Source organism: Streptomyces sp. MMG1121, from assembly GCF_001280015.1.
GTDB lineage: Bacteria > Actinomycetota > Actinomycetes > Streptomycetales > Streptomycetaceae > Streptomyces.
The window spans coordinates 92,622-119,264 of sequence record NZ_LGDV01000074.1 but is presented as its reverse complement, the minus strand read 5'-3'; the positions used below and the strand labels follow the sequence as shown (position 1 = coordinate 119,264).

Genomic DNA, 26,643 nt, shown 5'->3' with positions numbered 1-26,643 from the left:
TTGGCCAAGCCGTGGCCGGGGCTCAGCCGATGTCGCGGGGCAGCCGCAGGCTGAGCAGACCTGTCAGCACGATCCCGGCCAGCTGTACCAGCAGCGTCGTGACCAGCGCCTCCCGCATGCCCAGGCGCGGTAGGAGGGTCAGGAACAGGGTGCCCAGCGTGGCCACGCCCAGGGCCGGTGCGGACTGCTGGGCGGTGACCATCGCACCGCTGCCGATCCCGCCCCGGGCCGGCGGCACCTCGGACAGCACGATCCGCATCACATTGGGCAGTTGGAGCGCCTGCCCGGCCCCGGCCACCGCGGCACCCGGCAGCAGCGAGCCGAAGCCGAGGTGCGGCCAGTCCCGCCAGGCGGCCAGCGCGATCAGCAGCACGCCCAGGGCCTGGACGACGGACCCGGCGGTGACCACACGGGTGCCGTGACGGCCGATCAGCCGGGGTCCGGCGAGGGAGACGACGAGGTACGCCACGGCCATCGGCGCGAGCGCGAGCCCGGCCGGCACCGGACCGAGCCCGGCGCCCTGTTGCAGTGCCAGCGCGATGACGAGGGCGCCCGCATGGTGACGTACACCCCGAAGGACGAGGAGACGCGGGCGCGGCTGGAGAGACTGCGTGAGCTGGCGTGCGGGGGCGCGGCGGCCGAGCGGCCCGCGGGCTAGGAGGCGTTCACCGGCTGGCGGATCTCGGGTGCTTCCAGGATCTCGGCCGTGCGGGCCGCCGTGGTGCGGGCCCACCGTCCACTGGTCAGCAGCCCGAGGACCAGCACGGCCAGTCCGCACGCCGTGAGGATCCACCAGCCGGGGCGGGCCGCCGAGACGAAGACCTCGCGGTAGGGGGACGAGCCGATGCCGGAGGCCAGGACGGCGCCGACCACCGCGACGCCGAGGGTCTGGCCGAGCTGCCTGCTGGTGGAGGCGACCGCGGCGGCCACTCCGGCCTGGGAGCGCGGCATGCCCGAGACCGCCGTGTTGGTGATCGGCGCGTTCACGAAGCCGAAGCCGATGCCGAACAGGACGTAGCCGAGGAAGAGCGTGACGTTCGACGTCTCCGCCTCGAAGCCCGCGAAGAGGACACCGCTCGCCGTCATCGCCGTACCGGCGATCAGCAGGGGGAGGCGGGGGCCGCGGGTGCCGACCATGCGGCCTGAGAGCGGGGCGCACAGGAAGGTCGGGGCGGCCATCGGCAGCATCCACAGGCCGGCGTGCAGGGCGTCGAGACCGCGCACGTTCTGCAGATACAGCGTCGACATGAACAGGAAGCCGCCCAGTGCCGCGAACGCGCTGATCGCGATCACCGTGGCGCCGCTGAACGGTGCCGAGCGGAAGAAGCGCAGGTCGATGAGGGGTTCGGCGCGGCGCGGTTCGTACCAGAGGAGGGCCAGCAGAGCCGCCAGGGCGATCGTGGCGAAGGGGGCCACCGTGGCCGCGCCCGCGTCCGGCGCCTCGATGATCGCGTACGTCAGCGAGCCGAAGAGGGCGATCACCAGCAGCTGGCCGAACGGGTCGGGCCGGCGGGCCTTCGGCGCGCGCGACTCCGGGACGTAGCGGAGGGTGAGGAGGAGGGCGGCGAGGCCGACCGGGAGGTTGACCCAGAAGATCGCGCGCCAGCTCACGGACTGCACCAGCAGACCGCCGACCAGCGGGCCCGCCGCCATGGATATGCCGACCACCGCGCCCCACACGCCGATCGCGCGGGCGCGCTCACGGGCGTCGGTGAAGGTGTTGGTGATGATCGACATGGCGACCGGGTTGAGCATCGAGCCGCCGACCGCCTGCACCATCCGGAAGACGATCAGCAAGGACAGGTTCGGCGCCACCGAGCAGAGCACGGAGCCGATGGTGAACACCGTCAGACCCGCCATGAACACCCGCTTGCGGCCGATCCGGTCGGCCGTCGAGCCCGCGAGCATCAGCAGCGAGGCGAGCACCAGCGTGTAGGCGTCGATCGTCCACTGCAGTCCGGAGGTCGTGGCGTGCAGATCGCGCTGCATGGAGGGCAGCGCCACGTTCAGCACGGTGTTGTCGAGGCTCACGATCAGCAGGCTCATGCAGCAGATCGCGAGCACGAGCAGGCGTCGGCGATGGCTCAACTCGGGCATGGCGCCATCGTACGCCGATTTCAATAGTGCGTCTAACTAATGAGTGATACATGATCTTTGTTCGTCGTTCATCCCGGCATCCGGGGCAGCCGCAGGCCCAGCCACCCCAGCCCCGCCAATCCCGCCGCCTGCACCGCCAGCACCACCGCCAGCGCCTCCCGCATCCCGAGCCCCGGGGCGAGGGACAGAAACAGCGAGCCGAGCGTCGCGACCCCCACGGCCAGGCCCGACTGCTGGAGCGTGGCCGCGAGCCCGCTGCCCGTGCCCGCCAGCCGCGCCGGTATCGCGGCCAGCAGGATCCGGTAGTAGAGCGGCAGCTCAAGGCCCTGCCCCACACCGCACAGCACCAGACCGGGGGCGAGGAGCAGCGGACTCAGATGCGGCCAGGGCCCCAGCAGCGCGGTCCCGGCCACCGTCGCCAGACCCGCGATGTGCACCGCCGCCGCCAGCGCCACCGCCCGCCCCCCGAACCGCCGTACGGCACGCGGCGCCAGCATCGACGCCGCGAACTGCGCCACCCCCATCGGCACCAGCGTCAGCCCGGCCCTGAGCGCCCCGTATCCCAGGCCCTGTTGGAGGGTGACCGCGCTCACGAACATCCAGCCCGCGAAGCCGATGAACACCGGCAGCCCCAGCAGCAGCCCCCGGCGGACCTGCGGCGCGGTCAGGAGGGACGGCGGCAGCAGCGGGCTGCCGCCGGCGCGCTCGCCACGCCGCTCCACCGCGTAGAAGGCGGCGGCCAGCAGCGGTGCCGCGCACAGCAGCAGGACCGACCACAGCGGCCATCCCGTCGCCCGGCCCTCGGCCAGCGGCAGCAGCAGTGCGATCAGCGTCGCCGCCAGCAGCGCCGTACCGGCGAGGTCGCCGCGCGCGGGTCGCTCGGCGCGACTGTCCGGCACCGCCCGCAGCGCGCAGACCAGCGCGGCGATCGCCACCGGTACGTTCACGAGGAACACCGCACGCCAGCCGGTGCCCGCCAGATCGGCCGCCACCAGCACCCCGCCCAGCACCTGCCCGAGCACGACGGACACCCCGCCGACCGAGCCGTACAGCGCGACCACCCGGGCCCGCCGCTCGCCGGACGTCGTCGCGTGCAGGGTGGCCAGCACCTGCGGCAGCAGCGCCGCCGACGCCGCCCCCTGCGCCACCCGCGCCGCCACCAGCCACCAGGCACCCGGGGCGAGCCCGCAGGCCAGCGAGGTCAGCCCGAAACCGGCCACTCCCCACAGGAACAGCCGCCGCCGGCCGAAGCCGTCCCCGAGCCGGCCGCCGAGGACGAGCAGCACCGCGTACGCCACCGCGTACCCGGCCACCACCATCTCCAGCGTGGCCGGGGGAGCGTGCAGATCGTGCTCGATCGTCGGCAGCGCGACATTGACGATGAAGAAGTCGATCGTCGGCAGCGCGGTCCCGAGCAGCAGCGTGAACAGGCCCAGGGGGGTGAGCGCGCCGGGCGCGGCCTTCCTGGTGGGAGAGGGTGTCGTCGTGGTCACGCCCCCGACTGTGCGCCCGCGCCCAGCGGGGTACCAGGCGGTGCTTGTCCAGGTACCGGCACCAACTGGAACCGGGGTACGCGCGGAAGGCACCCTGGACCCATGACCATCGCAGCGCCGGAACACCTCAGGGAGCAGCCCGGAAAGCAGCACGTACGGCGCCGGGAGCTGGCCGCCTTCCTGCGCAGCCGCCGCGAGCGCGTCACCCCCGAGCAGGTCGGCCTGCCGCGCGGCCCGCGCCGGCGCACCCCCGGACTGCGCCGGGAGGAGGTCGCCCAGCTCTCCGCGGTCGGGGTGACCTGGTACACGTGGATCGAGCAGGCCCGCGCCACCCACGTCTCCGCCCAGGTGCTGGACGCGGTCGCCCGCGCGCTGCTGATGGACCCCACCGAACGGGCCCATCTCTTCGCCCTCGCCGGGACCGCCGACCCGCGCACCGAGGCCGAGTGCACGGTCGCCGCCAGGTCGGCGCTCAAGGTCGTCGAGCGGCTCGCGCCCTACCCGGCCACCCTCCAGAACGCCCGCTACGACATCCTCGCCGCCAACCATCCCTTCGCCCAGGTCTTCGGCGACCCCGCCGAGCTGCCGAGGGCCGACCGGAACTGCCTGTGGCTGCTGACCACCAGCGAGCGCTGGAAGCGGGACTTCCTCGACCGGGACGAGATGCTGCGCGACCTGATCGCGAAGTACCGGGCGGGCATGGCCGAGCATGTGGCGGAGCCGGTGTGGAAGGAGCAGCTGGACCGGCTGCTCGCGGTCTCCGAGGAGTTTCGCGCGCTGTGGGAGCGGCACGAGGTCGCGCAGATGTCCCCGCACGTCAAGCGCTATCTGCATCCGCGGGTCGGGCTGATCAGGCTGGAGCACCGCAACATGTGGCTGGCCCCGCAGGCGCCGGCCCAGCGGCTGGTCGTGTACGTCCCCGCCGACGAGGACAGCGAGGAGCGGCTGGAGCGGCTGGCCGAGCTGCCGGGGGAGTGAGGGACAATGGGGGCTTGGCCCGTGTCCCTACGCCGTACATCCGTTCCGGAGCCCTGTGATGACCCAGCCCCTCTCCATCGGCCCGCACGCCGTGGCGCCGCCCGTCGTGCTCGCACCCATGGCGGGCATCACCAACGCACCCTTCCGCACGCTGTGCCGTGAGTTCAGCGGGGGCAAGGGACTGTTCGTCAGCGAGATGATCACGACCCGGGCACTGGTTGAGCGCAACGAGAAGACCATGCAGCTGATCAGGTTCGACGCGAGCGAGCAGCCGCGCTCGATCCAGCTGTACGGCGTCGACCCGGCGACCGTCGGCAAGGCCGTCCGCATGATCGCGGAGGAGGGCCTGGCCGACCACATCGACCTGAACTTCGGCTGCCCGGTCCCGAAGGTGACCAGGAAGGGCGGCGGCTCGGCGCTGCCGTACAAGCGCAACCTGCTGCGGGCGATCCTCCGGGAGGCCGTGAGCGGGGCCGGTGACCTGCCGGTGACGATGAAGATGCGCAAGGGCATCGACGACGACCACATCACCTTCCTCGACGCCGGCCGCATCGCCGTCGAGGAGGGGGTGACGGCCATCGCCCTGCACGGCCGTACGGCCGCCCAGCACTACGGCGGCACGGCGGACTGGGAGGCCATCGCCCGTCTCAAGGAGCACGTCCCGGAGATCCCCGTGCTCGGCAACGGCGACATCTGGTCGGCCGAGGACGCGCTGCGGATGGTGCGGGAGACCGGCTGCGACGGAGTCGTGGTCGGGCGCGGCTGCCTGGGGCGGCCGTGGCTGTTCGCGGACCTGGTGGCCGCCTTCGAGGGGCGCCTCGATGATCTGGCCCGGCCGGTGCTCCGTGAGGTGGCCGACGTCATGGTCCGGCACGCGACCCTGCTGGGCGAGTGGCTCGGCGACGAGTCCAAGGGCGTGGTCGACTTCCGCAAGCACGTCGCCTGGTACCTGAAGGGCTTCGCGGTCGGCTCCGAGATGCGCAAGCGGCTCGCGATCACTTCTTCGCTGGCCGAACTCCGCGCCGGACTGGACGAGTTGGACCTCGACCAGCCGTGGCCGGCCGGCGCGGACGGGCCCCGGGGCCGTACGTCCGGCAACAACCGGGTGGTGCTTCCGGACGGCTGGCTGAAGGACCCGTACGACTGCGCGGGGATCAGCGAGGACGCGGAACTGGACACGTCGGGCGGCTGAGCGGCAGCTCTCGCCCACCCACCCGACCCGCCCGCTGGACGGTGACCGCCACGGGGCTCCGCCACGGACCCCGGCAGGGTTGCTCCGGACCCCGGCAGGGTTGCTCCGGGCCCCGGCAGGGTTGCTCCGGGCCCCGGCAGGGTCTGCTCCGGGCCCCGGCAGGGTCTGCTCCGGGCCCCGGCAGGGTCTGCTCCGGTCTCCGGCAGACCCCGTTCCCGGACCTCGGCGGGCTCCTTCCCGGCCTCCGGCAGGGCTCCTCCCCTGCCTCCGGCCGGGTTCGTTCCTGGGCCTCGGCCGGCTCCGCTCCGGGCTTCGGCAGGGCCCCGCCCCTGTCTCCGACGCGGCTCCGCCCCTCCTCCCCTCGACGCGGCTCCGTCCCTCCCCCTCCGACGCGGCTCCGACCCGCCTCACCCGCCAGGGCCCCGTCAGTTCTTCTTCAGTTCTTCTTCGGATGTGGTGTCGAGCCGAACGCCGTCAGGAAGCGGTCACGGAAGGCGCTCATCTTCCATACCGGTGCCTTGTGGGCGGGGCGCAGGCCGTCGGTCCAGCCCCACCCGGCGATCTTGTCGAGGACCTTCGGATCCTTGGCGACGACCGAGATCGGTACGTCACGGCTGGCGTGGTTGCCGCTGGCGTGGGCGTTCGGCTGGTGGTCGCCGAGGAAGACCAGCACCGTGTCCTTCGTGCCGTAACGCTCCAGCCACTGCGTCAGCGCCGTCACCGAGTACTGGATCGACTTGCCGTACTCCTCTTTGGAGTGCGTGTCGTCGGTGAGGGTGTAGGAGGACGGGTTGCCCGCCTTCTCGATGGAGTCGAAGACCGAGCCGTCGCCCAGCTGGTTCCAGGGCACCATCTTCGGGATCGGCGCCCACGGCTGGTGGCTGGAGGTCAGGATGAGCAGCGACATCCGCGCCTTGCCGTCGGCGGGCTTCTTGCTGTGCACCCGGTCCTGGTACTGCTGGAGCGTGTACTGGTCCGGCATGGTCGACCAGCTGAACTTCGGCCCCTTGTAGCCGAGCTGGAAGGCGTTGTAGACCTTGTCCAGGCCGTACCACTTCTGCTCCGGCCAGCCCTTCTGCACACCCGGCATGACGCCCACCGTGTCGAAGTCACCGGTCTTCTTGAACGCGTCGGTCAGGCTGAGGTGGTCGCTCGCCATGACCGTGCGGTACCGCTGCTGGTTGCTGATCCACAGGCCCGACATGGTGGTGGAGTGGCCGAGCCAGCTGCTGCCGCCGTACGTCGCCGAGGTCAGCCAGCCGCTCTTGGCGTGGAAACCCGCCTTGGCCAGCGCCTTGGTGCGGGCGTCGAGGGTCGCGTCGACGCCGGGCGCCATGATCGGGTCCTCCACGGCGCTACGGCCGTAGCTCTCGATGAACGTGAAGATCATGTCCTTGCCGCGCAGATCCGGGACCAGCTGGCTGCCGGGGGTGTTCCCGAAGGCGTCGACCTTGGCCACCTTGCGGAACTCCGCCTCGTCCTTGAGCGTGGCCGAGATCCGGTGGCTCTGGTCCTTCAGCGCGGTGGCGGTGCTGTCGGCGGCGAGCGGCACGCCGCCCAGCTGCAGACCGAGTGAGGAACACGTGATCCACACGACCCCGGCGACCAGCGTGCCCCGCGTCGCGATGCCGGTGTGCCGGGCGAGCACATTGCTCAGCCGCACCATCGACAGCGCCAGCAGTACGAAGACCAGCAGCACGAGAGCGATCACACCGGCCACGACGGCCAGGGTCTGCGTACGGCCGATCGAGTCCTCCAGATAGGACTCCGCGTCGCCGAACAGGCTCCAGTCGAGCACGACGTTGAAGCCACGGCCGAGGTACTGGTTGAACCCCATGTCGAGCAGGTTCAGCACGGTCATCGCCGCCAGCGCCAGCCCGGACACGACGGCCAGCACCAGGCGCGGCCGGCGCGGCAGCGCGATCATCACGGCCGCCCCGATCACGGCCTCCGCCGGTATCCGCAGGAACTTCGAAGGCCCCAGCCGGACCACGGAGTTGGGCATCACCAGCGCGGCGACGACCAGCGCGGCGGCGAGCACGGTGACGGTGACGGACAGCACCTGGACCGCCCCCGGATGCTCCGCCCGCCACCGCCGTGTCCGCGCGGACACCACGGCCCAGGGCCGCGGCGGGCGACCGGACGCGAGCACGGGCGCGGGGCTCTCCTCATCCGCACCCTCGACCGAATCCGTTGGCTGGCGCGTACTCGTGTCCTGAGACAACCCGAAGGTCCTTCCGTGCGAGACCCGTGATGCCCTCTCGTACGGCCACCCGTCGCCCCCCGTTCAGGACACCGGGCAAACACCGGGCAAACACATCGCCCACGACCCGCGGCGCCCCACCGGCGCTAGACCCCGCCCACCGCCGTGAGCAGAGCAAGCGGCGCGGCGGCGGACCGGGACTCCCGCACGCACGCGTGCGGATACGGCACCGGCTCCGGATGCGTGTCCCTCCCGTACCCCGCCAGCACCTCCGGCAGCCGATGCCCCGCGGCCGTCGCCGCGTCGACCAGCGCATGCGCCACCGTGCGCGCCTCGTCATGCAGCCCGTACCGCGTCAGCCCCAGCGTGATCAGAGCGTTGTCATGGGGCCAGACGGAGCCCCGGTGATAGGAGAGCGGATGGTACGCGGGCTGCCCGGAGGCCACCGTACGGACACCCCACCCGGAGAAGAAGTCGGGCTCCAGCAGGCGTCGGCCCACCACCTCGCCGTACTCCTTGTCCAGCAGCCCCGACCACAGCAGATGCCCGGCGTCGGAGGCCAGCGCGTCGATGCGGCGGCCCTCGCCGTCGAGCGCGAGCGCCGGGAAGGAGTGCTCCGGCATCCAGAAGTCCCGCTGGAAGCGGTCCCGGAGATCGGCGGCCGCCTGCTCCAGCAGCGCCGCGTACGTCCCGTCGGCCCACACCGTGCGCGCCACCCACGCCGTGCGGCGCAGCGCGTCGTAGGCGTACCCCTGCGCGCCCGCCGCCATCACCGCGCCGGTGGGCCGGGTGCCGTCGGCGCAGCAGATCGCGCCGGGGGAGTCCTTCCAGTTCTGGTTGGCGAGTCCGCCCTCGTCGGCGCGGTAGACGAGATAGCCGCGCGAGGTCAGCCCGCCGTGGTCCAGCATCCAGCCGACGGCGGCACGCGCGTGGGCCTCCAGACGGCGGGCCAGATCCCCGTCCCCGGTCTGCTCGACATACGTGCCGAGCAGGATCAGGAACAGCGGGGTCGCGTCGACCGAGCCGTAGTACCGCCCGAACGGCACCTGACCGAAGTGCGCCAGCTCGCCGTGCCGTACCTCGTGCACGATCTTGCCGGGCTGGGCGACCGGGGACAGACCGGAGCCGCCCGCCTGGGTCGCGGCGAGCGCGGGGAGCGTGGCGGCGGCCAGCCGTGGCCGGTACGGCAGCGCGAACAGGGAGGTGAGCAGGGCGTCCCGGCCGAGCAAAGTGAGGTACCAGGGGGCGCCGGCGGCCGGGACGCGCAGTTCCTCGCCGTCCGGTCCGGTGGCCGGCACCTGGAGCGCGGCCAGGTCGGCGAGCCCGCGCGCACAGGCCGCCGACAGCTCCGGCCAGCCGGTCGGGAAAGCCACCCCCTCCATGAACTCGCCTTCCTGTGCGAGCAGTTGCTCGTGCACGGCGGCGGGGTCGCGCGGCACCCGCACGGCCCGCTTCTCACCGTGCGGCCGGGCGATCACGCGCAGCATCAGCTCGACCGTGCCGTGCGGCGCGAGGTCGAGGGTCCACACCAGGCGGCGGGCGCCGGTGCCCGTCTCCTCCACGGCGTCGGGCGCCGGGTCGGCCGTGATCGCCGTACAGGACCGCCATTCGGCGCGCCGGTAGCTGAACTCGATGCCGTCGTCCAGGACTTCGCGGGAGCGTACGGCGCCGGGCTTGACGTAGGTGCGGTGGTCGGAGCGGAGCTCGAACTGGTCGGCGAAGTCGGCGTCGGCGGTGATGGCGAGCCGGGTCGTGGTCGGCACCGGGCGGTTGCTGGTGACCCGCAGGGACTCCACGAACGAGCCGTCCCCGACGGCCTGTTCACGGAAGAGGGTGTGCGCCGGGGGCTCCTGTCGCCCGCCGCGCGGCACCAGCACACAGCGGGCCGCGTCGCCGTCGGTGACCGGGGTGAGCACCTCCGGCACGGCGCCGTCGACGGTGAGCTGCCAGCGGCTGAGATGCCGGGCGTCCCGTACGAACAGCCCGTCGGGGGAGCTGCCGCTCCGGACCCCGCTGATGTCGCCCCGGTCGCCCACGGCGGCGAAGGTCGCCCCGTGCACGAGCAGATGATGCCGGTCCGTCATCGCCGGTACCCTCCTTTGTCACTCGTGTCGAACGTGCCGGTGCCCGCCGGGGACACGCCCGCGCCGGGGCCTTTGACAAGGTCTTTGTGCAGCTCGCGCCGCAGGTCCTGGTGCAGGTCCAGGGCGAGCGCGGCGGTCCAGCCGAAGCCGGTCGCACCGCAGGCCTCGCCGGTGTACGCATCGACGTACTCCGCGAAGTCCGTGCTGTCGGCGAGGTGCAGCACGGCCGCGCGCAGGGCGTCGGCCCGGTCCCGCTCGCCGTGCACGCGCAGGCCCCGCTCCAGCAGCCAGCTCGTGTTGAACCAGGCGGGCCCGCGCCAGTACCGGTGCGGGTCGAAGGCCTCGCCGAGGAGGTCGTAACTGGGGACGAGCCGGGTACGCCCGCCGAGCGAGAAGTGGGGACCCCGGAGGGTTCGGACGAGCGCGGCGGCGATGTCCCGGGGCAGGCCGGGCAGCAGCAGGGGGACCAGTCCGCAGACGCCACGCTCGGGGAGGAGCCCGCCGTCCCCCCTGAGGTCCCGGCACAGGAACATCCCCGCCGCCGGGTCCCACAGCCGCTCCACCAGTGCCGCCGTCAGCCGCTCCGCGCGCGCGTGCCGGGCGGTGCCGGCCGCGCCCAGTTCCTCGGCGATCCGGGCGAGCGCGTGCTCGGAAGCGATGAGCAGGGCGTTGAAGGCGGGGTCCTCGACCGCGAACTCGCCCGCGCCGTCGGTATATCCGGCATCCCTGTAGTCGGCGGCCAGCCGCACGTACCGCCCGTAGTCCAGATCCGTCGGCCGGTCCTCCGCCGCTCCGTGGTCGAGGTCGGCGCGCCGGAAGGAGCGGGCCGGGGCCGGGGTGACCCGGGCGAGCGGGGCGTCCCAGCAGGGGCTGTTGTCCATGCCCTGCTCCCAGGGGTGGACGACGGACACCAGAGCGCCGCCGCCCAGGTCCCGGCGGTGCAGCAGATAGCGGTGCCAGGCCGCCAGCCGCGGGTACACCCGGGCCAGGAAGCCGCGGGAGCGCGAGAGCACGGGGTCGGCGCGGTGCACCAGCCAGGCCGCGAGCGCGTGCACCGGTGGCTGCACGATGCCCGACGTCTGTACGGTGCGCGGGGCGCCCGCGGTGCGCCCCGCGGTGGAGGAGCGCCAGAAGTCGGGGCTCGGGAAGTACGCGTCGAGCGGTACGGAGGGGTTGAAGACGATGTGCGGGACGCGCCCGTCGGCCCACTGGGCGGCCAGCAGCGTCTCCAGCTCGGTCTGCGCCCGCAGCGGCGAGACGTGCCTGAGGCCGATGGCGATGAACGCCGAGTCCCAGGACCACTGGTGCGGATACAGGTTCCGGGAGGGGACCGTCGCACTGCCCGTCCAATTCGCGTCCAGCACCCGGGCCGCCCTGACGTGCAACGACGTGCCGGAGGCAGGGGGATCGTATGCGATCTCGTCCCCCGCGATACCGGCGCTGAGCTGGGCGGTGCGATCCACTCGGGGCTCCCCGAAGACGATGACGCCCGGCCGGGCCGACCGGGTTTGGTTGTGTCTACCGTAGAGTTACGTCTATTTAACACGCAAAACTCACTATGTAATGCAGAGTTGGGAAACACAAGGGGGTGCGCATGACCGAACGTCCGGGAAGAGCCGGCCGGAGCGGCGGCCAGGCCGGTGCCGGGGAGCTGCTCGAACTGGTGCGCAGCGGCCGGGCGGTGACCCGGGGGGCGCTGCAGCAGGTCACCGGGCTGTCCCGGGCCACGGTCGGCCAGCGCCTGGACCGGCTGTTCCGGGCCGGCTGGCTGCGCGAGGGCGCCGGCGGCCCGGTCGGCTCACCGCTCGGCGGCCGCCCCTCCATCACGCTGGAGTTCGACGGTTCCCACGCCGTCGTCCTCGTCGCCGACCTGGACACCCGGCACGCCCGCGCGGCCGTCCTCTCCCTGACCGGCGAGATACTCGCCGAGCACTCGGGCACGCTGGTGGTCGAGGACGGCCCGGAGGTCGTACTGGCCGAACTCGCGCACTGGTTCGGCGAGTTGCTGGAGAAGGCCGGGCACGCGGCAGCGGAGGTCAGCGGCGTCGGGCTCGCGGTGCCCGGCCCGGTGGACAGCGAGACCGGCCGGGTGGTGCAGCCGCCGATGATGCCGGGCTGGGACGGCTACGACATAACGGGCCGCCTCTCCCGCGCCTTCACCGAGCACACCGGCGCCCCGGCCGTCCCCGTCCTGGTCGACAACGACGCGAACCTCATGGCGTACGGCGAACAGCGCGCCGGGCACCCCGACTGCCGGGCCTTCGTGCTGGTCAAGGTCTCCACCGGCATCGGCGCCGGGGTGGTCGTGGACGGTTCCATCTACCGGGGGATCGACGGCGGGGCGGGCGACATCGGGCACATCAGGGTCGGCGCGGACGCGCTGTGCCGGTGCGGCTCGTACGGCTGTCTCGCCGCCGTCGCGAGCGGGGGTGCCGTGGCCCGGCGGCTAGCGGAGAGCGGGGTGCCGGCCGCCTCCGGCGCGGACGTACGGGATCTGCTGGCGGCCGGGCATCCGGAGGCGGCGGCGCTGGCCCGGGAGGCGGGCCGCCGGGTCGGCGACGTACTGGCGACGGTGGTGACCCTGCTGAACCCCGGTGTGCTGATGATCGCGGGCGATCTGGCCGGCACTCCCTTCCTCACCGGCGTGCGCGAGCTGCTCTACCAGCGGGCGCTGCCGCGCTCCACGGCCCACCTGGATGTCGTCACCTCCCGGCTCGGGGAGCGGGCCGCGCTCATCGGAGCGGGGGCACTGGTCGTGGAACACCTCTACGCGCCGGAGCGGGTGGAGGAGCGGCTGCTGGCGCTGGGCGTGTGAGGTCTCGCCGCCCTGGCCGTGTGACGAGGTGTTTCGCGGGAGTTTCGGGGTCTCGGCGACGGTCCGCATGGTGAAATCCCGCCCGCTGTGGCAGCGTGATTCTCGCCACCCTTGATAAGGGTTGCGCTCAGATGAGCGGATCATGGGCGACTGCACTTCTCCAAGGGGTGGCACTCGGTGCCACCCCTTGATCGTTCATCGATCGAAATCAGATGTGTATGTAGCCCGCTCATCTGAGCGAAAAACCCCGGTTGTGGGTGGTCTTGCGTTCAAGAAGTGAAAACATACGGGCGCTGCGGCTTGCCAAGCCTTGACTTTCGATCCGCTGGCGGACGGGTGGTTACAGGCGCATGACGCACAAGTGGACGTACCCATGTGCCTTCGATCTGGGTATGTTCCTCGCCGTCAGGGCAGCCACCGTGGCCTCAAGGAGTCGAGACCCGTGTCGGAAAACAAAGACCCCCGTGCAGTGAAGTTCGTTTACGACTTCACCGAGGGAAACAAGGACCTCAAGGACCTCCTCGGTGGCAAGGGTGCCAACCTCGCCGAGATGACCAACCTCGGTCTGCCGGTCCCTCCCGGCTTCACCATCACCACGGAGGCCTGCAAGGTCTACCTGGCCAGCGGTGAGGAGCCCGCGGCACTGCGTGACGAGGTGAGTGCGCACCTCGACGCCCTTGAGCGGACCATGGGCAAGAAGCTCGGCCAGCCCGACAACCCGCTGCTGGTGTCGGTCCGCTCGGGCGCCAAGTTCTCCATGCCCGGCATGATGGACACGGTCCTGAACATCGGCCTGTCGGACAAGTCGGTGCAGGGCCTGGCCAAGCAGGCCGGCGACGACCGCTTCGCCTGGGACTCCTACCGCCGCCTCATCCAGATGTTCGGCAAGACCGTCCTCGGCGTCGACGGCGAGCTCTTCGAGGAGGCGCTCGACGCGGCCAAGGCGGCCAAGAAGGTCACCGTCGACACGGACCTCGAAGCGGGCGACCTGAAGAAGCTGGTCACCAAGTTCAAGAAGATCGTCAAGGCCGAGGCCGGCCGGGACTTCCCGCAGGACCCGCGCGAGCAGATGGACCTCGCCATCAAGGCGGTCTTCGACTCGTGGAACGGCGACCGGGCGAAGCTGTACCGCCGCCAGGAGCGCATCCCCGGCGACCTGGGCACGGCCGTCAACATCTGCTCGATGGTCTTCGGCAACCTGGGCCCGGACTCCGGCACGGGCGTGGCGTTCACGCGTGACCCCGCCTCCGGCCACCAGGGCGTCTACGGCGACTACCTCCAGAACGCCCAGGGCGAGGACGTCGTGGCGGGCATCCGCAACACCGTCCCGCTCGCGGAGCTGGAGTCGATCGACAAGAAGTCGTACGACCAGCTCATGCAGATCATGGAGACGCTGGAGAACCACTACAAGGACCTGTGCGACATCGAGTTCACGATCGAGCGCGGTCAGCTGTGGATGCTCCAGACCCGCGTCGGCAAGCGCACGGCGGGCGCGGCCTTCCGTATCGCCACCCAGCTCGTCGACCAGGGCCTGATCGACGAGACGGAGGCGCTCCAGCGCGTCACCGGTGCCCAGCTGGCCCAGCTGATGTTCCCGCGCTTCGACGAGCACGCGAAGGTCGACCAGGTGGGACGCGGTATCGCCGCATCCCCCGGCGCCGCGGTGGGCAAGGCGGTCTTCGACTCGTACACCGCCGTGAAGTGGTCCCGCTCGGGCGAGAAGGTCATCCTGGTCCGGCGTGAGACGAACCCCGACGACCTGGACGGCATGATCGCGGCGGAGGGCATTCTGACGAGCCGCGGCGGCAAGACGTCCCACGCGGCCGTCGTGGCCCGGGGCATGGGCAAGACCTGTGTCTGCGGCGCGGAGGAGCTGGAGGTCGACACCAAGCGCCGCCGTATGACGGTTCCCGGCGGACACGTCGTGGAGGAAGGCGACCTGATCTCGATCGACGGCTCGACGGGCAAGGTCTACCTGGGTGAGGTCCCGGTGGTCCCGTCCCCGGTCGTGGAGTACTTCGAGGGCCGGATGCACCCCGGCGCGGACGACGCGGACGAGCTGGTCGAGGCGGTCCACCGCATGATGGCCTTCGCCGACCGCAAGCGCCGCCTGCGCGTCCGCGCGAACGCGGACAACGCCGAGGACGCGCTGCGGGCCCGCCGCTTCGGCGCGCAGGGCATCGGCCTCTGCCGTACGGAGCACATGTTCCTGGGCGACCGTCGTGAACTGGTGGAACGCCTGATCCTGGCCGACACGGAGACGGAACGCGAGGAGTCCCTCAAGGCCCTGCTCCCGCTCCAGAAGAAGGACTTCGTCGAGCTCTTCGAGGCGATGGACGGCCTTCCGGTCACGGTCCGTCTCCTGGACCCGCCGCTGCACGAGTTCCTCCCCGACATCACGGAACTCTCGGTCCGCGTGGCCCTGGCGGAGTCCCGCCAGGAGCCGCACGAGAACGACCTCCGCCTCCTCCAGGCGGTCCACCGCCTGCACGAGCAGAACCCGATGCTGGGCCTGCGCGGCGTACGCCTCGGCCTCGTCATCCCCGGTCTGTTCACGATGCAGGTCCGCGCGATCGCGGAAGCGGCGGCGGAGCGGAAGTCGGCGAAGGCGGACCCGCGAGCGGAGATCATGATCCCGCTCGTCGGCACGGTCCAGGAGCTGGAGATCGTCCGCGAGGAGGCCGACAAGGTCATCGCGGAGGTCGAGGCCGCGACCGGTACGCGGCTCAAGCTGGCGATCGGCACGATGATCGAGCTGCCGCGCGCCGCGCTCACGGCGGGTCAGATCGCGGAGGCGGCGGAGTTCTTCTCCTTCGGCACGAACGACCTGACGCAGACGGTGTGGGGCTTCAGCCGCGACGACGTCGAGGCGTCCTTCTTCACCGCGTACCTGGAGAAGGGCATCTTCGGCGTCTCCCCCTTCGAGACGATCGACCGGGACGGCGTGGGCTCCCTGGTGAAGCTGGCGGCGGAAGCGGGCCGCCGCACCCGTCCCGACCTCAAGCTGGGCGTCTGCGGCGAGCACGGCGGTGACCCGGAGTCGGTCCAGTTCTTCCACGAGGTGGGTCTGGACTACGTCTCCTGCTCCCCGTTCCGCATCCCGGTCGCCCGCCTGGAGGCGGGCCGGGCGGCGACGAACTCGACGGGCAGCGACCACCGCTAGTCCCTGCCGGGCCGGTTGAACCCCGGAGCCGCCGTCGGTCCCCGACCCTCACCGATCGGCGACGGCTCCGGCGCACGAAAGAGGAGAGGCGGCACCCTGTGCGGGGGTGCCGCCTCTCCGTGCATCACCCGTGCCCCTCGAGGCGGAGGGGCCGGCGCCCGAGGCCGGTCGTCGTCCCCTCCGCTGTGTCGTCCCCCTCCCGGAAGACCTCAGATGGCGCCCTCGACATTCACCGGGCCGACCTGGAAAACGCCCGAACACGTCGTCCAGGGGGCCGGTATCAGCGCCGCGGTGCGGGACGCCGGCGGGTAGACGCGCAGGTAGGCGCCGGTGCGCAGGCAGGGACCGCCCACCGGGCCGTTGGTGGTGCGGACGACCGCCGGGGCCGAGTGGCCCGGGGTGAGGGTGACCGTGTCGTAGGAACTGCCGCTGCGGGTGGCCGGCCGGCCGAGCTGGTGGTGTGCGGTGTCCAGGACGCTGACGCCCGGGTAGCCGCGCAGGGTGCAGCTCGTCGTGCTGGTGTTGGTGAACCGGATCGGCCAGTACAGCGACCCCGCCGCGCCCTCCTTGCGGCCCATGGAGAGATACAGGTCGCCGACCGTGCAGGTGCGGACGGAGGCCGAGGTCCGTGACGTCGCCGACGGCGCACTCCAGGCGGCTCCCGCGGCCGTGAGGCCCACGAGGGCGGCGGTCAGTACGGCGGCCGCGCCGCGTCGGGGGGATGTGCGGAAGAGTCTCGGAGCGTTTGGATAATGAAACATGGCGTATCCGTCTCCATCGGGCGAATGGGTGGATGAAGGTCACTGTGTTGGATGCGCCCCGGCCCGGAAAAGTTGTACATCGCCCGAAACGATCCAGAGGGAGCCAGCCCATGGCCGCCGCCGGCTGGACCACCGCCGACATCCCCGACCTCACCGGTCGCCTGGCCGTCGTCACCGGCGCCAACAGCGGGCTCGGCTACGTCACCACCCGGGAGCTGGCCCGTAGGGGTGCGAAAGTGGTGCTCGCGTGCCGGAGCGGGACGCGGGGGAGCGCGGCCGTCGAGAGGCTGCTGGGGGAGGTGCCGCGGGCGGACGTCGAACTCGGGGCGCTGGATCTGGGGGACCTCGCCTCCGTACGGGACTTCGCGCGCCGGCTGCCGTACGACCGGGTCGATCTGCTCGTCAACAACGCCGGCGTGATGGCCGTACCGTACGGAACGACCGCGGACGGGTTCGAGACGCAGTTCGGGGTCAACCACCTCGGTCACTTCGCGCTCACCGGGCTGCTCCTGCCCCGGCTGCTCGCCACCCCCGGCGCCCGCGTCGTGACCGTCTCCAGCCTCATGCACGTCCTGGCGAACATCGACCCCCGCCACCTCAACAGCCGTCTCCGATACCGTCGTTGGGTCGTCTACGGGCGGTCCAAGAGCGCCAATCTTCTCTTCACCCACGAGTTGGCCCGGCGGCTGGCCGCCCGCGGTGCCGATGTCGTCGCCCTCGCCGCCCACCCCGGCTACGCCGCCACCAACCTCCAGACCGCCGGGCCGCGTGCCGAGGGGCGCCGCGCTGTCGAGCGGGTGATGGCGGCGGCCAATCGCGTCTTCGCGCAGCCGGCCGCGGCGGGCGCGCTGCCCACGCTGTACGCGGCGACCGCCGACGGTGTGCGGGCCGATCGGTTCATCGGGCCGTCGTTCGCCATGTGGCGGGGCGCGCCCGTGCCCTCGTGGCGGGCGCCCTGGACGCTCGACGACCGTGTGTCGCTGCGGCTCTGGGACGAGTCCGTGCGGCTGACCGGGGTCGCCTACGACGCGCTCGCCCCCTGACACACGGCCGCAACACCCCTTTCGTAATCGACGCGCAGGGTTGATCGTTGGGCCGTGCATCGATGACCGACGTCAGGGGGAATGACGATGATCATGAGCCGTAGGACGCTGCTGACCGCGAGTGCGGCAGCCGCCGGTGCCGGACTGCTCGCCGCGTGCGGGTCCAACACCGGGCGCGGCAACGGAGGTTCGGGCACCTCGCTGTCCCAGTGGTACCACCAGTACGGCGAGGCCGGCACCCAGCAGGCCGTCCAGCGGTACGCCGCCGCCTACACGAAGGCACACGTCAGTGTGGAGTGGCGGCCCGGCAACTACGATCAGCAGGCCGCAGCCGCGCTGCTCACGGACTCCGGCCCGGACGTCTTCGAGGTCAACGGGCCGACCGTGGACCAGATCCAGGGCGGGCAGGTCGTCGATCTCACCGATCTCCTCGACGGGGTCAAGGACGACTTCAATCCGGCCGTACTCGCGACGAAGACCCATGACGGGAAGATCTGGGGCATCCCCCAGGTCATCGACATGCAGCTGCTCTACTACCGCAAGAGCCTGCTCCAGGCCGCCGGCGTCGAGCCGCCCGCCACCCTCGACGCCCTCGTGGACGCGGCCCGCAAGCTCACCGACAGCAAGGTCAAGGGGCTCTTCCTGGGGAATGACGGGGGAGCCGGTGTGCTGGGCGGAACTCCCCTCTACGCCGCCGGACTTCAGCTCGTCACCGCCGACGGCAAGGTCGGCTTCGACGACCCCGCCGCCGCTCGCGCCCTCGGCAAGCTGCGCCAGCTGTACGCGGACAAGTCCCTCCTCCTCGGCGCGCCCGCCGACTGGTCGGACCCGTCCGCCTTCCTCCAGGGGCTGACCGCGATGCAGTGGTCGGGGCTGTGGGCGCTGCCGCAGGTGCAGAGGGAACTCGGTGACGACTTCGGGGTGCTTCCGTTTCCCGGGGACGGCGCTCATGGCCGGCCGACCGTGCCCGTCGGTGCGTACGGTGCCGCCGTCAGCGCGCGCAGCAAGCACCAGGAGGCCGCCAAGGAGTTCGTGAAGTGGCTGTGGGTCCAACGCGGCGACTACCAGCAGGACTTCGCCCTCGACTACGGCTTTCACATCCCGGCCCGGATCTCCCTTGCCAAGAAGGCCGCCAAGCTGCGGTCGGGTGCCGCCGCCGACGCCGTGCGCTTCACCACCGAGCACGGCTACGCCCAGCCCCTGCTGTGGACGCCGGCCGCGCAGACCGCCTACCAGGACGCGCTCAGCCGCATCATCAAGAGCGGGGCGAGTCCGGAGAGCGAACTGCGGGCCGTCGTACGGAAGGTGTCCGGCGAGCTCGACCGTGTGAAGAAGAAGTCGTGAGGCGCCGCAGAGCCCATGCCCTGTGGTTCTGGGTGTTCGTGGGGCCGTTCGCACTCGGGCTCGCCCTCTTCACCTACGTCCCGCTGCTGTGGAGCGTGGGCCTCAGCTTCTTCGACGCGCACAACACCGTCACGCCCACGCACTTCGTCGGCCTGGACAACTACACGGCGATGCTGAAGGACGACGCGTTCGTCAGCAGTCTGAAGACCTTCCTCGTCTTCACCGCCTTCATCGTCCCGGCCACGTACGTCTTCTCCCTCTCGCTCGCCCTGATGGTCAACCGGGTGCGGCGGGCACGCGCCTTCTTCCGGTCCGTGTTCTTCCTTCCGGCCGCGTGCAGCTACGTCGTCGCCGCCCTGGTCTGGAAGATGTCGATCTTCAACGGGGTGCGGTTCGGGCTGGCGAACACGGTGCTCGGGTGGTTCGGCGGGGATCCCGTCGCCTGGCTGTCCACCACGGACCCGCCCTGGTACTGGCTGGTCATCGTCACCGTACGGCTGTGGCTGCAGGCCGGCTTCTACATGATCCTCTTCCTCGCCGGGCTCCAGCGGATCGACCCGGCGCTGTACGAGGCGGCCGCCGTGGACGGGGCCCGGCCCGGCTGGACGGTGCTGCGGCACATCACCCTGCCCCAGCTGCGGGCCACGTCGGTCGCGGTCGTGCTGCTGCTCGTCATCAACGCCTTCCAGGCCTTCGACGAGTTCTACAACCTGTTGTCCGATGCCAGGGGATATCCGCCCTACGCCCGGCCGCCCCTGGTCTACCTCTACTACACCGCCCTCGGGCAGGGGCAGAACTTCGGGCTCGGCAGCGCGGGTGCGGTGATACTCGCGCTGGTCATCGCGGTCGTCACGGTGGGACAGGCGCGCTGGCTGAGGCTGGGAAGGACGGACGCCGATGGATGACGCCCTGGTACGGGCCGGGCGGGCACTGCGGCTGGTACTGCTCGTCGCGCTCGCTCTGCTCTTCCTCGTCCCCTTCTACCTGCTGGTCCGCAACGGCCTGTCCGGCGAGCAGGACATCACCTCACCCCAATGGACCTTCTTCCCCGGTGAATTGAGGTGGGGGAACGTCCGGGAACTGTTCGACGATCCGTCCGTGCCCTTCGCCCGGTCCCTGCTCAACTCCGCGCTGATCGCGGTCGCCACGACCCTCGGCACCCTGCTCCTGGCCTCTCTCGCCGGCTACGGCCTCGCCCGCATCCCGTACCGGCACGCGAACAAGGTCTTCTACGGCATCCTCGGCACCCTGCTGGTCCCGGCCGCCGTCACCTTCGTACCGAGCTTTGTGCTGGTGTCGTCACTGGGCTGGATCTCCACGCTCCGGGGGCTGATCATCCCCACTCTCTTCTCCGCGTTCGCCTGTTTCGTCTTCCGGCAGTACTTCCTCGGCTTTCCGCGGGAGTTGGAGGACGCCGCCCAGGTCGACGGGCTCGGCCACTGGCGTACGTACTGGCTGGTCGTCGTGCCCAACGCGCGGCCGGTGTTCGCCGCCGTCGGGACGATCGTGTTCCTCGGCGCGTGGAACTCCTTCCTGTGGCCGCTGGTCATCGGGCAGGACCAGCGTGCCTGGACAGTGCAGGTGGCGCTGTCGTCGTTCACCACCTCTCAGGTCGTCCGGCTGCACGAGCTGTTCGTGGCCGCCGCCGTGTCGGTCCTTCCGCTGCTGCTGGTCTTCCTCTGCTTCCAGCGGTGGATCGTGGCGGGGGTGGAGCGGTCGGGGATCGACTGACCCCCGACCGCCCCGGCAGGGCTCACAGGGTGGCGCCGCTGTCCACGACCAGGTCGGTGCCGACGACCGAGGCCGCGTCGTCCGAGGCCAGGTAGAGGACGGCGGCGGCGACCTCCTGGGTGGTGGCGATACGGCCGAGCGGGAGGGTGGCCCGCGCCCGCTCGGCCCGGTCCGCCTCGGTCTCGCCGGCGCGCAGGGACATGGCGGTCTCGGTGGCACCGGGGCTGACCACGTTGATCCGGACGCCGTCCCGGACGTGGTCGAGGGCGGCGCCCCGGCTGAGCGCGGTCACGGCGGCCTTGGACGCGGAGTAGGCGGCGGCCCCGGGGGCGGTGGTGTGCAGGCCGAGGGTGGAGGAGATGTTCACGATCGCGCCGCCCGCCGGCTGGCTGCTCATCTGGCGGATCTGGGCCCGGAGGGCGAGGAAGACGCCGGTGACGTTGGTCGCGAGCTGGGTGTGCCAGTCCTCCTCCGGGAGGTCCGCGAGGGGCCGTCCGCCCCGGAAGACGCCCGCGTTGTTGACGGCCACGTCGAGCGCGCCGAAGTGGTCGACGGTGGCGCGGACCACGGCGTCGATGTCGGCCGCGCGGGAGACGTCGGCGCTCACCGCGAGGGCCTTGCCGCCCTGTTCCTCGATCAGCCGGACGGTCTGCGCGAGCGGCTCGGGCCGCCGTCCGGCGACGACGACCTGGGCTCCCTCGGCGGCGAACGCGAGGGCGACGGCCCGGCCGATGCCGGATCCGGCGCCGGTGACGAGTGCCGTCCGGCCGGTGAAGCGGGTGCGCGGGCCCGGAGTGGTGGTGGTCATGATCTCCCCTGTTTTTGACCGAACGGTTCAGTATGAGCTCAGGAAAAGGCACACCCGGAAGAGGGCGTGGGTCAGTCGAGCAGGGTCAGGGCCTGCTCCGCCGCGTCCCGGACGCGGGCCGGGTCCGCCGATGCCTTGCCGACGACCCGCAGGCCCTGCATCAGCACCAGCAGGGTGCGGGCCAGCGCGAGCGGTTCGCGGCCGGCCGGCAGTTCGCCCTGGCTCTGGGCGCGGACGAGCGCGGAGTGCAGCAGAGTCTCCAGGTGGTCCCAGTTGCGCTCGACGCGCCGGGCGGCGGCCGGGTCGTGCGGGGCCAGCTCGGCGGCCGTGTTGGTGATCAGGCAGCCGTTCAGCCGCAGCCGCTCGTCGGCCGCCTCCGCCGCGTAGCGCCGTACGACCGCGCGTACGGCCGGCAGGGCGGCCCCCGGCTGGGACAGCTCCCGCACGATCCGGGTGAGCCCCGACCGCTCGTAGCGCTCCAGTGCCCGCAGGTACAGCTCGTGCTTGCTGCCGAACGTCGCGTACAGGCTCGCCCGGCCGATCCCGAGGTGCTCGACCAGGTCGGCCATCGACGTCGCCTCGTAGCCGCGCCGCCAGAACAGCTCCAGGGCTGTCTGCAGCGCGGCGTCCGGATCGAAGTCCTTGGTCCTGGCCACGTGACGCAGCCTAGGCTTTTCTGGAACGATCAGTCAAGGAAGAGTCAGGCTGCTCGCACCGCGTACGACGTCACCCGTACCGACGCGTCGTCCAGGCACTCTCCGTTGGCCAGGTCGAAGCGCTGCTTCAGCAGGGGAGAGGCGACGAACGGGCGGCCCTCGTGGGTGCCGGTCAGGCCGCGGGAGAGGACGGCCGCGCCGGTGAAGGGATCGCGGTTGTCGATGGCGTAGAGGCGGCCTGCGCGGTCGCGGAACAGGGCCGCCTGGCGGCCGTCGGGCAGCAGGGCGGCGGCCCCCCGGCCCGGGTGCAGCGCGCTCAGGTCGCAGGCCGTGAACCAGCCCTCCGCCAGCAGGAGTTGGACCTTCAGGGTGGTGATCTCGGTGGTCTCGACAGCCAGGGTCATCGCTGGGTGCTTCCTTCCAGGACGTCGTCGGCGGGCCGCATGCCGATGGCGAGCAGCGGCAGGTCGGGCTTGATCTGGTCGCGCTCGGGGACGAAGGCGACGACCGGGTCGGGGGTGTCCGGGGCGTTCACGAAGGACACGAACCGGGCGAGCTTCTCGGGGTCGTTGACGGTCTCGGCCCACTCGTCGCGGTAGTGCGCGACGTGCGCCCGCATCAGTTCCTCCAGCTCGTCGCAGATGCCGAGCGTGTCGTGCACCACCACGTCCCGTACGTGGTCCAGGCCGCCCGGGATCCGCTCCAGCCAGGTCGAGGTGCGCTCCAGCCGGTCGGCGGTGCGGATGTAGAACATCAGGAAGCGGTCGATCAGGCGGACCAGTTCGGCGTCGGACAGGTCCTGCGCCAGCAGGTCCGCGTGGCGCGGGGTCGCGCCGCCGTTGCCCCCGACGTACAGGTTCCAGCCACCCGCGGTGGCGATCACGCCGAAGTCCTTCGACTGGGCCTCGGCGCACTCGCGGGCGCACCCGGAGACCGCCGACTTGAGCTTGTGCGGGGAGCGCAGGCCCCGGTAGCGCAGCTCCAGGTCGATCGCCATACGGACCGAGTCCTGGACGCCGTAGCGGCACCAGGTGGAGCCCACACAGGACTTCACCGTCCGCAGCGACTTGCCGTAGGCGTGCCCGGACTCGAAGCCCGCGTCCACCAATCTGGCCCAGATCAGCGGGAGCTGTTCGGCCCGCGCGCCGAACATGTCGATCCGCTGGCCGCCGGTGATCTTCGTGTAGAGGCCGAAGTCCCGGGCGATCTCGCCGATCACGATCAGCTTCTCGGGCGCGATCTCGCCGCCGGGGATGCGCGGCACGACCGAGTACGAGCCGTTCTTCTGCAGGTTGGCGAGGAAGTGGTCGTTGGTGTCCTGCAGGGCCGCCTGCTCGCCGTCCAGGACGTAGCCGCTCGCGCCGATCGTCGGGGCGAGGGAGGCGATGATCGAGCCGACGGCCGGCTTGCAGACCTCGCAGCCCTCGCCGCCCCGGGCACCGTCCCGGCCGTAGCGGTCGAGCAGTTCGCGGTACGACGCGATGCGCAGGGTCAGGACGATCTCGTACAGCTCCTCGCGGGTCCGGTCGAAGCAGCCGCACAGGCCCTTTTCGACCTCGACGCCGGACGCCTCCAGTTCGGCGTCGACCAGCTGGCCGAGGACCTTGAGGCAGGAGCCGCAGCCGGTACCGGCCCGGGTGCACTTCTTCACCTCGGGCAGGGATGTGCAGGAGTGCTCCGTGACCGCGCCGCGGATCGTGCCCTTCGACACGTTGTGGCAGGAGCAGATGATCGCCTCGTCCGGCAGCGCGGACGGGCCGAGCCGGACCTCCGAGCCCGCTTGGGCGGGCAGGACGAGGGACTCGGGGGAGACTGGGGGCACCGAGCCGGTCAGCGCGCGCAGGGTGCCGTACGCCTCCGCGTCGCCGACCAGGATGCCGCCGAGCAGCGTGCCGTCCCGGCCGATGACCAGCTTCTTGTACAGGCCCGAGCGGGAGTCGGAGTAGACGACGTCCAGGCAGTCCTCGGCGGTGCCGTGCGCGTCGCCGAAGGAGGCGACGTCGACGCCGAGGAGCTTCAGCTTCGTCGACAGGTCGGCCCCGACGAAGGCCGCCTCGCCGGAGGCGATGGTCGCCGCCGCCGTCTCCGCCTGCTCGTAGCCCGGCGCCACCAGGCCGTACACCCGCCCGTCCACCGCCAGCGCGCACTCGCCGATCGCGAACACGTGCGGGTCGGTGACCGTACGGCACCGCTCGTCCACGGCGATGCCGCCGCGCTCGCCGACCGTGAGACCGCAGTCCCGGGCCAGCTGGTCGCGGGGCCGGACACCGGCGCTGAACACCACCATGTCGACGGCGAGTTCGCGGCCGTCGGACAGCTTCATGCCGGTGACGGCACCCTCCGGACCGGCGACTATCTCCTGCGTGCCCACGCCCGTGTGCACGGTCAGACCCATGCCCTCGACGGTCCGCAGCAGCGCCGCACCGCCGCCGTCGTCGACCTGGACCGGCATCAGACGCGGCGCGAACTCCACGATGTGCGTGGCCAGCCCGAGTCCCTTGAGCGCGCCCGCCGCCTCCAGGCCCAGCAGCCCGCCGCCGACCACGGCACCCACCCGGGCCCGCTTCGCGTAGGCCTCGATCGCGAGCAGGTCCTCGATCGTGCGGTAGACGAAGCAGCCCTCGGCGTCCTTGTTCGGGACGGGGGGTACGAAGGGGTACGAGCCCGTGGCCAGGACCAGGGTGTCGTACGCGAAGACCCGGCCGGACCCGGCCGTGACCTTCTTCGCGGCACGGTCGATCGTCCGCGCCGGGTCGCCGACGTACAGCTCGATGCCGTGGCCGTCGATGAACTCCCGGTCCGTCATGGAGAGTTCCTCGGCCGTCCGGCCCGAGAAGTACGAGGTCAGCTGCACCCGGTCGTACGCCGGACGCGGCTCCTCGCACAGCACGACCACGCGGTGCGTGGCGGTCAGGCCGCGTTCGGCGAGCGCCTCCAGGAAGCGCTGGCCGACCATGCCGTGGCCGACGAGCACGATCGTGGGGGTGGCCCCCGGGGAGTCGGTCATTCAGGAGCCTCCGTCGTTGGTGAGCAGATGCAGCAGGGGGCCGTCGCCGGGGAGCGGTTCCGCTCCCTCCCAGGCGCGGGCGAGCGCGCCGACGGTGCCGAGTTCGCCGACGAGCACCCCGCCGACCAGGCGGTCGTCGCGGACGACGACCTTGCGGTACGTGCCGCGGGTGGCGTCGGAGAGCCGTACGACGTCGTCGCCGGGGCGCGCCTCGGTCTCGCCGAACGCGGCGAGGTCGAACGGGGAGCCAGGGCCGGTCAGGGTCAGCCGGGTCAGGGAACGGGTGCCGCGGTAGCGTGCCGCGCGGTCACCGGTCAGCAACCCGGCCAGCACATCGGCCTGTTCGAGGGCGGGTGCCGCGAGGCCGTAGACCGTTCCGTCGTGCCGGGCGCAGTCGCCGATGGCGTGGATGTGCGGGTCGGAGGTGCGCAGTGCGTCGTCGACGAGGACGCCCTCGCGGACGGCGAGTCCGGCCTGTGCGGCCAGTCCGGTACGCGGGCGCACCCCGCAGGCGAGGACCACGAGGTCGGCGTCGAGGACGTAGCCGTCGGCCAGTTCCACCGAGCGGACCGCGCCGGCGACGCAGCGCATGTCCCGCACCCGGCACTCGGTGTGCACCTCGACGCCGAGGGCCGTGAGGTGCCGGTGCACCAGCCGGGAGGCGTCCGGGTCGAGCCGTCGCTCCATGAGCCGCTCGGCCTGCTGGGCGAGGACCACCCGCGCGCCGCGCTCGGCGAGCGCCCGGGCGGCGGAGACACCGAGGAGTCCGCCCCCGACGACCACCGCGCGCACCCCGGGCCGTGCCGCCTCTGCCAGCGCCAGGCAGTCGTCCATGGTGCGGAACGCGTGCACGCCCCGCGGGAGTTGATGCTCAGGGGTGAACAGGGGGCGCAGGGGCGGCAGTACGGGGCTGGCGCCGGTGGCGAGGACCAGCGTGTCGTAGGCGATCGGCGGTCCGTCGGGGCGGTGCAGCCGGCGGGTCTTCCGGTCGATGCCGGTGATCCGGGTGCGCAGCAGGTTTCCGGGTGCCGGGAGGGTGATCACCTCCGGGGCGTACCGGCCGGCCAGGACCTCGGCGAGCAGGACCCGGTTGTACGGCGGGTGCTCCTCCTCGCCGACGAGCAGCGCGGGCGCGCCCAGCTCGCCGAGCCGCCGGGCGAGCCGTACGCCCGCGAGGCCGGCGCCGATCACCACCACACGCGTATTCGAGGTCATGTCCACGAGCGTGCGGCGTTGACGTTACCCGGCCGCATCACCCCTGTTTCCCA

19 protein-coding genes and 1 pseudogene are annotated in these 26,643 nt (G+C 71.8%); 8 read left to right on the top strand and 12 right to left on the bottom strand.

The features are described from left to right. Positions 1–22 precede the first annotated feature (22 nt). From ADK64_RS08525 to ADK64_RS08515, 3 genes and pseudogenes are all read right to left on the bottom strand, one after another. Positions 23–544 (bottom strand): annotated as a pseudogene (locus ADK64_RS08525) (MFS transporter); the annotation flags it as partial. A gap of 110 nt (positions 545–654) precedes the next feature. Then, the gene (locus tag ADK64_RS08520) at positions 655–2,097 is read right to left on the bottom strand and encodes an MFS transporter (protein WP_053656677.1); all 1,443 of its coding nucleotides are present in this window, start codon (positions 2,095–2,097) and stop codon (positions 655–657) included. A gap of 68 nt (positions 2,098–2,165) precedes the next feature. After that, positions 2,166–3,590, bottom strand: coding sequence for an MFS transporter (locus ADK64_RS08515; RefSeq protein ID WP_053656675.1), 1,425 nt, complete (start codon positions 3,588–3,590; stop codon positions 2,166–2,168). Between the two features lie 102 nt (positions 3,591–3,692). On the opposite strand from ADK64_RS08515, the gene ADK64_RS08510 reads away from it, so the two are divergent. Together ADK64_RS08510 and dusB are read left to right on the top strand one after the other, a co-directional pair. Further along, positions 3,693–4,568, top strand: a complete 876-nt coding sequence (locus ADK64_RS08510; protein WP_053656673.1) for a helix-turn-helix transcriptional regulator — start codon at positions 3,693–3,695, stop codon at positions 4,566–4,568. A 58-nt stretch (positions 4,569–4,626) separates the two neighbouring features. Continuing rightward, complete coding sequence (gene dusB, locus ADK64_RS08505; RefSeq protein ID WP_053656671.1) at positions 4,627–5,760, top strand: tRNA dihydrouridine synthase DusB; 1,134 nt, start codon at positions 4,627–4,629, stop codon at positions 5,758–5,760. Positions 5,761–6,196: 436 nt separating this feature from the next. Here the strand turns inward: dusB and ADK64_RS08500 are convergent, their stop codons facing one another. The 3 genes from ADK64_RS08500 to ADK64_RS08490 form a co-directional block, all read right to left on the bottom strand. Further along, the gene (locus ADK64_RS08500; protein WP_053656749.1) at positions 6,197–7,765 is read right to left on the bottom strand and encodes a hypothetical protein; all 1,569 of its coding nucleotides are present in this window, start codon (positions 7,763–7,765) and stop codon (positions 6,197–6,199) included. 344 nt (positions 7,766–8,109) lie between these two features. After that, positions 8,110–10,047: a glycogen debranching N-terminal domain-containing protein gene (locus ADK64_RS08495; RefSeq protein ID WP_053656669.1), complete on the bottom strand. Its 1,938-nt coding sequence runs from the start codon at positions 10,045–10,047 to the stop codon at positions 8,110–8,112. After that, positions 10,044–11,510, bottom strand: a complete 1,467-nt coding sequence (locus ADK64_RS08490) for an MGH1-like glycoside hydrolase domain-containing protein (protein WP_053656667.1) — start codon at positions 11,508–11,510, stop codon at positions 10,044–10,046. Before ADK64_RS08490 ends, ADK64_RS08495 begins: the two co-directional genes overlap by 4 nt. A 131-nt stretch (positions 11,511–11,641) precedes the next feature. Here ADK64_RS08490 and ADK64_RS08485 point away from each other — a divergent pair, with 131 nt between their 5' ends. Together ADK64_RS08485 and ppdK are read left to right on the top strand one after the other, a co-directional pair. Next, positions 11,642–12,862: an ROK family protein gene (locus ADK64_RS08485; protein WP_199829536.1), complete on the top strand. Its 1,221-nt coding sequence runs from the start codon at positions 11,642–11,644 to the stop codon at positions 12,860–12,862. A gap of 442 nt (positions 12,863–13,304) precedes the next feature. After that, entirely contained in the window at positions 13,305–16,025 is a 2,721-nt protein-coding gene (gene ppdK / locus ADK64_RS08480; RefSeq protein WP_053656664.1) for a pyruvate, phosphate dikinase, read from the top strand. Positions 16,026–16,234: 209 nt separating this feature from the next. Here the strand turns inward: ppdK and ADK64_RS08475 are convergent, their stop codons facing one another. Further along, positions 16,235–16,786, bottom strand: coding sequence for a DUF4232 domain-containing protein (locus ADK64_RS08475; RefSeq protein ID WP_063789875.1), 552 nt, complete (start codon positions 16,784–16,786; stop codon positions 16,235–16,237). Between the two features lie 110 nt (positions 16,787–16,896). Here ADK64_RS08475 and ADK64_RS08470 point away from each other — a divergent pair, with 110 nt between their 5' ends. The 4 genes from ADK64_RS08470 to ADK64_RS08455 all read left to right on the top strand — a co-directional run bounded on the left by ADK64_RS08470 (position 16,897) and on the right by ADK64_RS08455 (position 20,904). Further along, positions 16,897–17,829: an oxidoreductase gene (locus ADK64_RS08470; RefSeq protein WP_053656660.1), complete on the top strand. Its 933-nt coding sequence runs from the start codon at positions 16,897–16,899 to the stop codon at positions 17,827–17,829. Between the two features lie 87 nt (positions 17,830–17,916). Continuing rightward, a complete protein-coding gene (locus tag ADK64_RS08465) occupies positions 17,917–19,173 on the top strand; it encodes an ABC transporter substrate-binding protein (RefSeq protein WP_199829537.1) in 1,257 nt (418 codons plus the stop codon). After that, entirely contained in the window at positions 19,170–20,078 is a 909-nt protein-coding gene (locus ADK64_RS08460) for a carbohydrate ABC transporter permease (RefSeq protein ID WP_053656658.1), read from the top strand. Before ADK64_RS08465 ends, ADK64_RS08460 begins: the two co-directional genes overlap by 4 nt. After that, on the top strand, positions 20,071–20,904 hold the full coding sequence (locus ADK64_RS08455) for a carbohydrate ABC transporter permease (protein WP_053656656.1): 834 nt from the start codon (positions 20,071–20,073) through the stop codon (positions 20,902–20,904). The genes ADK64_RS08460 and ADK64_RS08455 overlap by 8 nt, the downstream gene beginning before the upstream one ends. Positions 20,905–20,926: 22 nt before the next feature. Here the strand turns inward: ADK64_RS08455 and ADK64_RS08450 are convergent, their stop codons facing one another. The 5 genes from ADK64_RS08450 to ADK64_RS08430 form a co-directional block, all read right to left on the bottom strand. Further along, a complete protein-coding gene (locus ADK64_RS08450; protein ID WP_053656654.1) occupies positions 20,927–21,712 on the bottom strand; it encodes an SDR family NAD(P)-dependent oxidoreductase in 786 nt (261 codons plus the stop codon). Positions 21,713–21,783: 71 nt separating this feature from the next. Further along, entirely contained in the window at positions 21,784–22,368 is a 585-nt protein-coding gene (locus tag ADK64_RS08445; protein WP_053656651.1) for a TetR/AcrR family transcriptional regulator, read from the bottom strand. Positions 22,369–22,412: 44 nt separating this feature from the next. Further along, entirely contained in the window at positions 22,413–22,772 is a 360-nt protein-coding gene (gene nirD, locus ADK64_RS08440) for a nitrite reductase small subunit NirD (protein WP_053656650.1), read from the bottom strand. Further along, on the bottom strand, positions 22,769–25,375 hold the full coding sequence (nirB, locus tag ADK64_RS08435) for a nitrite reductase large subunit NirB (protein WP_053656648.1): 2,607 nt from the start codon (positions 25,373–25,375) through the stop codon (positions 22,769–22,771). The genes nirD and nirB overlap by 4 nt, the downstream gene beginning before the upstream one ends. After that, the gene (locus ADK64_RS08430) at positions 25,376–26,590 is read right to left on the bottom strand and encodes an NAD(P)/FAD-dependent oxidoreductase (protein ID WP_053656646.1); all 1,215 of its coding nucleotides are present in this window, start codon (positions 26,588–26,590) and stop codon (positions 25,376–25,378) included. Positions 26,591–26,643: the final 53 nt, after the last annotated feature.

Excerpts from the sequence above, each read along its gene's own strand:
- ADK64_RS08430 (WP_053656646.1), bottom strand. The coding sequence starts at position 26,590 with ATGACCTCGAATACGCGTGTGGTGGTGATCGGCGCCGGCCTCGCGGGC.
- ADK64_RS08485 (WP_199829536.1), top strand. The coding sequence starts at position 11,642 with ATGACCGAACGTCCGGGAAGAGCCGGCCGGAGCGGCGGCCAGGCCGGT.
- nirD (WP_053656650.1), bottom strand. The coding sequence starts at position 22,772 with ATGACCCTGGCTGTCGAGACCACCGAGATCACCACCCTGAAGGTCCAA.
- ADK64_RS08510 (WP_053656673.1), top strand. The coding sequence starts at position 3,693 with ATGACCATCGCAGCGCCGGAACACCTCAGGGAGCAGCCCGGAAAGCAG.
- ADK64_RS08475 (WP_063789875.1), bottom strand. The coding sequence starts at position 16,786 with ATGTTTCATTATCCAAACGCTCCGAGACTCTTCCGCACATCCCCCCGA.
- ADK64_RS08455 (WP_053656656.1), top strand. The coding sequence starts at position 20,071 with ATGGATGACGCCCTGGTACGGGCCGGGCGGGCACTGCGGCTGGTACTG.
- ADK64_RS08465 (WP_199829537.1), top strand. The coding sequence starts at position 17,917 with ATGATCATGAGCCGTAGGACGCTGCTGACCGCGAGTGCGGCAGCCGCC.
- ADK64_RS08470 (WP_053656660.1), top strand. The coding sequence starts at position 16,897 with ATGGCCGCCGCCGGCTGGACCACCGCCGACATCCCCGACCTCACCGGT.
- ADK64_RS08520 (WP_053656677.1), bottom strand. The coding sequence starts at position 2,097 with ATGCCCGAGTTGAGCCATCGCCGACGCCTGCTCGTGCTCGCGATCTGC.
- dusB (WP_053656671.1), top strand. The coding sequence starts at position 4,627 with ATGACCCAGCCCCTCTCCATCGGCCCGCACGCCGTGGCGCCGCCCGTC.
- ADK64_RS08450 (WP_053656654.1), bottom strand. The coding sequence starts at position 21,712 with ATGACCACCACCACTCCGGGCCCGCGCACCCGCTTCACCGGCCGGACG.
- ADK64_RS08500 (WP_053656749.1), bottom strand. The coding sequence starts at position 7,765 with ATGCCCAACTCCGTGGTCCGGCTGGGGCCTTCGAAGTTCCTGCGGATA.
- nirB (WP_053656648.1), bottom strand. The coding sequence starts at position 25,375 with ATGACCGACTCCCCGGGGGCCACCCCCACGATCGTGCTCGTCGGCCAC.
- ADK64_RS08495 (WP_053656669.1), bottom strand. The coding sequence starts at position 10,047 with ATGACGGACCGGCATCATCTGCTCGTGCACGGGGCGACCTTCGCCGCC.